General features: G+C 72.2%; 5 protein-coding genes. All 5 read left to right on the forward strand.

What is annotated here, in order from left to right; genetic code table 11:
- Window positions 1-398, forward strand: a 398-nt coding sequence (locus IEZ11_RS49840) for a hypothetical protein (RefSeq protein WP_189269759.1), incomplete at its 5' end; no start/stop codon positions are given.
- A complete protein-coding gene (locus IEZ11_RS49845) occupies window positions 395-868 on the forward strand; it encodes a hypothetical protein (protein WP_189269760.1) in 474 nt (157 codons plus the stop codon). The genes IEZ11_RS49840 and IEZ11_RS49845, both read left to right, overlap by 4 nt.
- Complete coding sequence (locus IEZ11_RS49850) at window positions 868-1,434, forward strand: zf-TFIIB domain-containing protein (RefSeq protein WP_189269761.1); 567 nt, start codon at window positions 868-870, stop codon at window positions 1,432-1,434. The genes IEZ11_RS49845 and IEZ11_RS49850 overlap by 1 nt, the downstream gene beginning before the upstream one ends.
- A gap of 131 nt (window positions 1,435-1,565) precedes the next feature.
- The gene (locus IEZ11_RS49855; protein WP_189269762.1) at window positions 1,566-2,060 is read left to right on the forward strand and encodes an HNH endonuclease; all 495 of its coding nucleotides are present in this window, start codon (window positions 1,566-1,568) and stop codon (window positions 2,058-2,060) included.
- A gap of 932 nt (window positions 2,061-2,992) precedes the next feature.
- Window positions 2,993-6,675, forward strand: a 3,683-nt coding sequence (gene mobF, locus IEZ11_RS49860) for a MobF family relaxase (RefSeq protein ID WP_229713990.1), incomplete at its 3' end; no start/stop codon positions are given.

Raw genomic sequence — 6,675 nt, forward strand, 5'->3', positions numbered from 1 at the left:
CCGAGCGGGACACCCAGCGGCGCGCGCAGTCCGACGGAGACGGCCGGTGCGGGCACTGCGGAGGCACCGGGGAATCCGGGGCGCTGCAGCCGACCACCCACGTGCTCGCCTGGTTCCCCGGGGAACTGCTCGACAAGGACTCCGCCGCCGACGGGTGGGAGCTGTACGACGTCGTCCAGTGGCGCGCGGGCGGCACGCCCTTGGCCCGGCTGGGAGGGACCCTCCTCGACGGGGCGGTCGAGCTGCTGGGCCAGGTCGCCGACGAACTCGGCGACGACCACGAGGTGGTGGCGTTCCAGCGCGGCACCTACGACATCGACGGCTTCGGCTACCCCAGCTTCGACATCCAGGCGCGGCCCGCCGAGGAGCCGCCGGCCGACGACGGGAGCCGCCCGTGACCACCCCGAGCACCCGCCCGTGGCACGACGTCGTTCCCCCGCATCCCGACGCCCTGCTCTTCCGCCCGATCGCCCCCGCGCACACCGTCGGTCCGGGCGGACAGCTGGCCCGCCGCCCGGACGGGACCTGGTGGTACCGCGAGCTGGCCGTCGTCTCCGGCGCCGCGGAGCCCCTGCCGGACCTGTTGCGGGCCGACCTCGCGCACGCGATGCGGCGCGGCGACGAACTGATGGCCGCCGCCGACGGCGCGGCGGGCGACGGCGACTTCGCCGAGGCCGACCGGCTGGCCGAACTGAGCGGGATGCTCGGCACCCAGGAGGTCATCGCCCTGTCCGAGGCGCTGCAGGAGGCGGGCACCCTGTGGCGGGCCCGGCGGTCGACGAAGACCGTCGAGTCCCTCGCCGAGTGGATCGAGGCGCCCGGCGCCCTCGCCCGGATCGCCGAATCCCTCCGCACCGGGGAGGCGTGATGTCCGTCACGCCCCCCTGCCCCGAGTGCCGGGCCGCGACCGAGCCGATCCAGGTGGAGGGCGAGGACCTGTTCCGCTGCCCCACGTGCGGCCGACGCACCTACGGCACCGACGACCCGGACGCCGACGACACCCTGCCCCCGTACACCGAGGTCGACGAGGACGGCGCCACCCTGCTGTACCGCGGCAACGGCGAGCTGGACATCGAGGCCACCGCCGAACACGCCTCCCAGCACGGGCCCGACGACGAGGACCAGGACGACGAGCAGCCCGCCGCCGCGACGCCGGCCGGTTGGGAGCCGCAGGTGCAGGACGTCCGCGTGAAGGATCTCGCCCACGTGCTCACCGGAGCGTGGGTGTGGATCTACGGCGACCCCGAAGGGTGGCGTTTCTTCACCAGCGCCGAGTACGACGCCGACCGCGGCGACACCACGGTGACGATCACGTACAGCGATGGTGAGGTGGTGAGGGAGGAGCCGTGGCCGCAGGCCCGACTGGTGAGGAGCGGACCCGACCGAGTCCCCACCGCGACCCGTCCCGGCCCGGCCGGACTGGTGAGGTGGTGAGCGTGGTGAGTTCACCAGGCCCTCACGGGAGCACGGCTCACCACCCCGACGCTCACCATCTCACTGGTGAGCCTCACCACCCTGAGCCGCCCGAAGGTGGTGAGGAAGGGCTCCCGCAGTCACCAGTTCCGGTGGGGTGGGCGCAGCTGCTGGCCGATGGTGAGACCGTCGCGCGCTACTGGAGCCACGTCCTTCGGCGCGGCCCGGACCAGTGCTGGTGGTGGACCGGCGGACTGACCGACACCGCCCACGGAACCTTCCGCGCCGGGTCGCACACCACCGCCACGAGCAGGGTCGTCCCCGCCCATCTGTTCGGCTTCCGCCTCGCCCACGGGCCCGATTCGATCCCCGCCGGCCACGTCGTGCGGCACACCTGCGACGAGCCGCCGTGCCAGCAGCCGCGCCACTGGCTGCTCGGCACCCGGGGCGACAACAACCGCGACGCCGCAGCTCGGAGGCGACTTGCCGGTCACGCGCTGGCCGACGTGCGCGGCGCGGTGGGGCGGGCGCGGGCGGTCCAGGCCGCCATCGCCGCCGCCGACGGAGCCGAGGAGATCGAGGCCGCCATCGCCGCCGCGCTCGCCGCGGGCAACCCCAGCGGCGCCCTGCAGAACCCGCTCTTCTGACCGCCTGCTCACCACCGGCCCCGGACATCCGTCCGGGGCCGGGTTGCGTTGGGGAGCGGCTCACCAGTGGCTCACCGGTGAGCAGACTGCACGTCGCGGAGCAGCCTCACCACTCACCAGCCGAGGCCCGCCGATCGCTTTGTCGATGTGGTGACGCTCACCACCCCGACTCCCCCGGCCCGTGGTGACACTCACCAGCCCGCCGCCGCTCCGCCGCCCCTGCCCGGCTCACCGCTCACCACCCCGTCGCGGGGCGGGACTCACCACCTGGTGGTGAGGAAGGCCGGGGGGTCTGGTGACCGGTGAGCCGTCACCGGCTGGTGAGCGTCACCACGCGGGCGCCCGTCGAGGCGCCCGCCCGCGCACGGGGAACGTCACTCTCCGTCGACCGGTGAGCGGGGCGGGTGGGGAGTCACCGGCCGCCGCGCGAGCGCGCCGGCCGGGCTGGGGTGGTGAGCGGTGCGTGGCCGTCCTCGCGTCCGACCCTTGGTAACAGTCGACCCCCGGGCGGGGGTCCGCACGGGGGTCGATGACGTCGAGCCCGACCGTAGCGCACGGGCCCGGTGGGTGGCCAGCGTGCCCGCCACGTTTGGGCGTCGGCCGCCCGGTGGGCGCTCCCACGAGCGCGCCGCAGGTGGGGGCGCAGCAGTCAGCCGCCGAGCGGCACATTTCGCTACAAACCGCGCGCCGGTCCAAGCCCGTCGCGGCAGCCCGGAGGCCCCGCAGCAGGAGCCGGGACGGCCCCAATCCCACCGTTGGACCACCCTCTTTGACCCTCTGCCGACCAAGGTCATCGGACCCCATCTCTCATCTTGATCATTTAGACCGACAGCAGACCGTAGAACTAGATGCAACGACCACAAGCCCTCACACCTATGCATCACGATCCAATGGGTGTTAATGATCTTGAAAATCGCCTACTCTGAGTCGCGATGCTTTCGATCTCCGCAGGTTCAGACCCCGCCTACCTCACCCGTGAGGTAGCGGCCGGTGCTGAGCACTACTACGCCCGGAGCGTGGACCTGCAGGGCGAGCCGCCCGGCTACTGGCTCGGCGACGGCGCGGCCGAGCTGGGGCTGACCGGAACGGTCGACAACGAGGTCTTCACGGACCTCTACAAGGACTGGATCGACCCCCGCAAGCGCGACGAGATGTACGAGCGTCTCGCGGCGATCCCCCACGAGGAGGGCACGCCGGAGTACGCCAAGGCCGAGAAGCGGATCCGCAAGGACGCCCGGCTGGGGAACGCGCCGAAGAACTACGAGAAGAGCTTCCAGAAGCGGTTCGAGGCCGCGCTGAGCGAGGCCAGGGCGAAGACGCCGGGGGTCGAGCTGACTCCGGAGCGTGTCAAGGCGATCGAGCTGGACACCAGGAAGCACTCGCCGTCGGCGACGCTGTACTACGACCTGACGTTCTCCGCGCCGAAGTCCTGGAGCGTCTATCACGCGAGCCTGCAGGTGAAGGCCGCACAGTGCCGCGAGGCCGGCGACCTGGAAGGCGCCGAGCAGTACGCCGCGAAGGCGGACCGTGTCTGGGACGCCTGGAAGGCCGGGGTCAAGGCCGGCCTGGAGCAGATGCAGGAGGAGGCCGGTTACACCCGGCTGGGCCACCACGGGAAGAAGGTCGAGGGCCGCTCGACCGGCCGCTACGTCAAGGGCGAGGGCTTCATCGTCTCCGCCTGGGCCCAGCACACGAGCCGTGAGGACGACCCCCAGCTGCACGTCCACGCCACGGTCCTGAACAAGATCAAGGCCGTCGAGATCGACCCGGTGACCGGCGAAGAGCGCGTGACCTGGGGATCGGTCGACGGGAACGGGCTGTGGGTGAACAAGCAGGCCGTGGGCCACCTCGCCGAGCGGATCGCCGAGCAGGAGCTGGAGCGCACCGACGGCGTGCGGTTCATGACCCGCCCCGACGGCAAGGCCCGCGAGATCGTCGGCATCGAGCAGGACCTGCGCGACGGGTTCTCCTCCCGCCGCGTGGCCATCAAGGCCGAGGTCGCCGAGGTCGCCAAGGCGTACGAGGACCGGTACGGCCACGCGCCGAGCCCGTACGTGCTGGCCCGGATGTCCGAGGACGTCACGCTGCAGCAGCGGCAGGCGAAGAAGCACGACGCCGTCACCCGTGAGCAGCTGCTCGACCGGTGGGAGGCGTTCAGCAAGGAGCGCTTCCGCGACTCGCTGGCCAACGTCCCCGACCAGGTCGAGCACGAGTCCCTGCTCCACGACCTGCACCGCCCGTACAAGGAGTTCGACCCGGCGGTCATCCAGCAGCGCGCCGTCGCCGCGGTCCAGGAGCAGAAGGCGACGTGGCGCCGGGCGGACCTGATCGTCGAGCTGAACCGGCAGCTGCCGGACACGCTGGGCGGGATGGAGGCCCACGAGGTCCGCGACCTGCTCAACCGTCTCGCGGACGAGGCGCTGGACCCGGCCACCGACAACGGCGTGGTCTGCGCGACCGCGCCGCACATGGTCGAGATCCCCGTCGAGCTGCAGCGCGCGGACGGGTCCTTCGTCTACGAGCCGGCCGACAACAACGTGAACCGGTTCTCGACCGAGAGCCACATCGCGACCGAGGAGCGGATGCGCACCTTCGCAGGTGAGCGCGGCGGTCCCACGGTGCCCAGCGAGCTGGTCGAGGAGGTCATCGCCCGGCGCGGACTCAAGGGCAAGCAGGCCGATTTCGTCCGCAGCGCGGCGACGTCCGGGCGCAAGCTCGACCTGCTGATCGGCCCGGCCGGAGCGGGCAAGTCCTACACCCTCGCCGCGCTGACCGAGGTGTGGGAGGCGCACGAAGGCCGCCAGGTCATCGGTCTGGCCAGCGGTGAGCGCGCTGCCCAGGTCCTCGCCGACGAGGGTCTGACCAACGTCGCCAACATCTCCATGCTGCTCAAGAAGCACGCCGACATGGCCGCGGGGAAGAACGTTCCCGACGCGGACAAGTACCGCATCGCGCCCGGCACGCTGGTCATCGTCGACGAGGCCGGCATGACCAACACCCGCGACATGGACCGCGTGCGGGCCCTGGTCGAGGCGTGCGGCGCCAAGATGATCGGCAGCGGCGACCACCACCAGCTCACGGCGGTCGGCGCGGGCGGCATGTTCGGCCAGCTCGCCGAGGAGATGCCCGGCGTCCACACGCTCGAAGAGGTCCGGCGCTTCCGCGACATCGACCCCGTCACCGGCGAGTCGAAGGTCCGCGAGTGGGAGGCCAAGGCGTCCCTGCAGCTGCGCGAGGGCAACACCGAGGCACTCGCCCAGTACGAGCTGCACAAGCGGTTCAGGGGCGGCAGCGCCGAGGAGATGAAGGAGCGCGCCTACCAGGGATGGGTCACCGACCAGCTGGCCGGGCGGAACCCGCTGCTGGTCGCCCCCGACAACGAGACGGCCGCCGAGCTGTCCGCCCGCGCCCGCGCCGACCTGGTCCGCGCCGGCCTGGTCGAGGAGGACGGCGTCGCGCTGCGCACCGGGCAGAAGTACGGCGTCGAGACCAAGGCCGGTCGCGGCGACGTCATCCAGATGCGCCGCAACGACCGCCACATCGCGGGCGAGGGCGGGCAGTTCGCCACCAACCGGCTGACCGCCACCGTCACCGGGATCAGCGACAACGGCGCCCTGATGGTGCAGCTGGAGGACGGCTCGCGGATGCACCTGCCCGCCGCCTACGTCCAGACGCACGTCGAGCTGGCGTACGCGTCCACGGTGCACGGCGCGCAGGGCCGCACGGTGGGCCCGTGCCACTCGCTGGTCGACGAGCAGACCTCCCGCGAGGCCCTGTACGTCAGCCTCACCCGAGGCCAGGACGGGAACTGGGCCTACGTCATCACCCACCGGGACGGCGACGGCGTCAAGGACGAGGACGTCCCGCACTACCTGTCGGTGCTCGACCAGACGCTGCAGCGCTCCGGCACGCAGCAGACCGCCACCCAGGCCATCGCCGCCGAGCTGGAGCGCCGCGAGCACCTCGCCGCGATCCAGCCGGCGTGGGCCGGGGTCAAGGACCAGGACGCCGAGAAGCGGTTCGGCAAGGCCCTGCTCGGCGCGCTGGGCCCGGAGGACTACGCCCGCGTGAGCAGCGGCGAGGCGTACGGCTCCCTCATGCGGCTGGCCCGCACCGTCGAGGAGCGCGGGTTCGACGCCGAGGACCTGCTGGTGCGCACCGCCCGCTCGCGTGAGCTGGACACGGCCGACGACGCCAGCAAGGCGATGCACCACCGCCTGAAGAACGCCTACCGGCTGGTCGAGCGCGACCAGGTCAACGCGGAGAAGGCCGAGCAGCGCGCCGCCCTCGCCGAGCAGGTGCAGAAGGTCGACGACGCGATCGAGGCCGGGCACGGCACCGTGGACCCGGAGCACCTGCAGGAGCTGGTCGCCGCCGCGGATGAGGCCGCCAAGGTCCACCCGCACCAGGAGGAGCTGCTGCGGCAGGCCCTCGCCGCGCAGACGGGTGTCGAGGTCCTGCAGGCCGGGGACGGCGCGGAAGCGGCTGTGATCGAGACCGCGACCGCCGAGCCGGTCGACCAGGAGCAGCTGCAGCAGCTGGTCCTCGCCCCCGAGACCGAGGCCGAGCCGGTCGACGCGCTCGACCTGCACCACGCCGAGCTGCTCAAGCAGTC

This window comes from Streptomyces fuscichromogenes, from assembly GCF_014645815.1.
Taxonomy (GTDB): Bacteria; Actinomycetota; Actinomycetes; order Streptomycetales; family Streptomycetaceae; genus Streptomyces; species Streptomyces fuscichromogenes.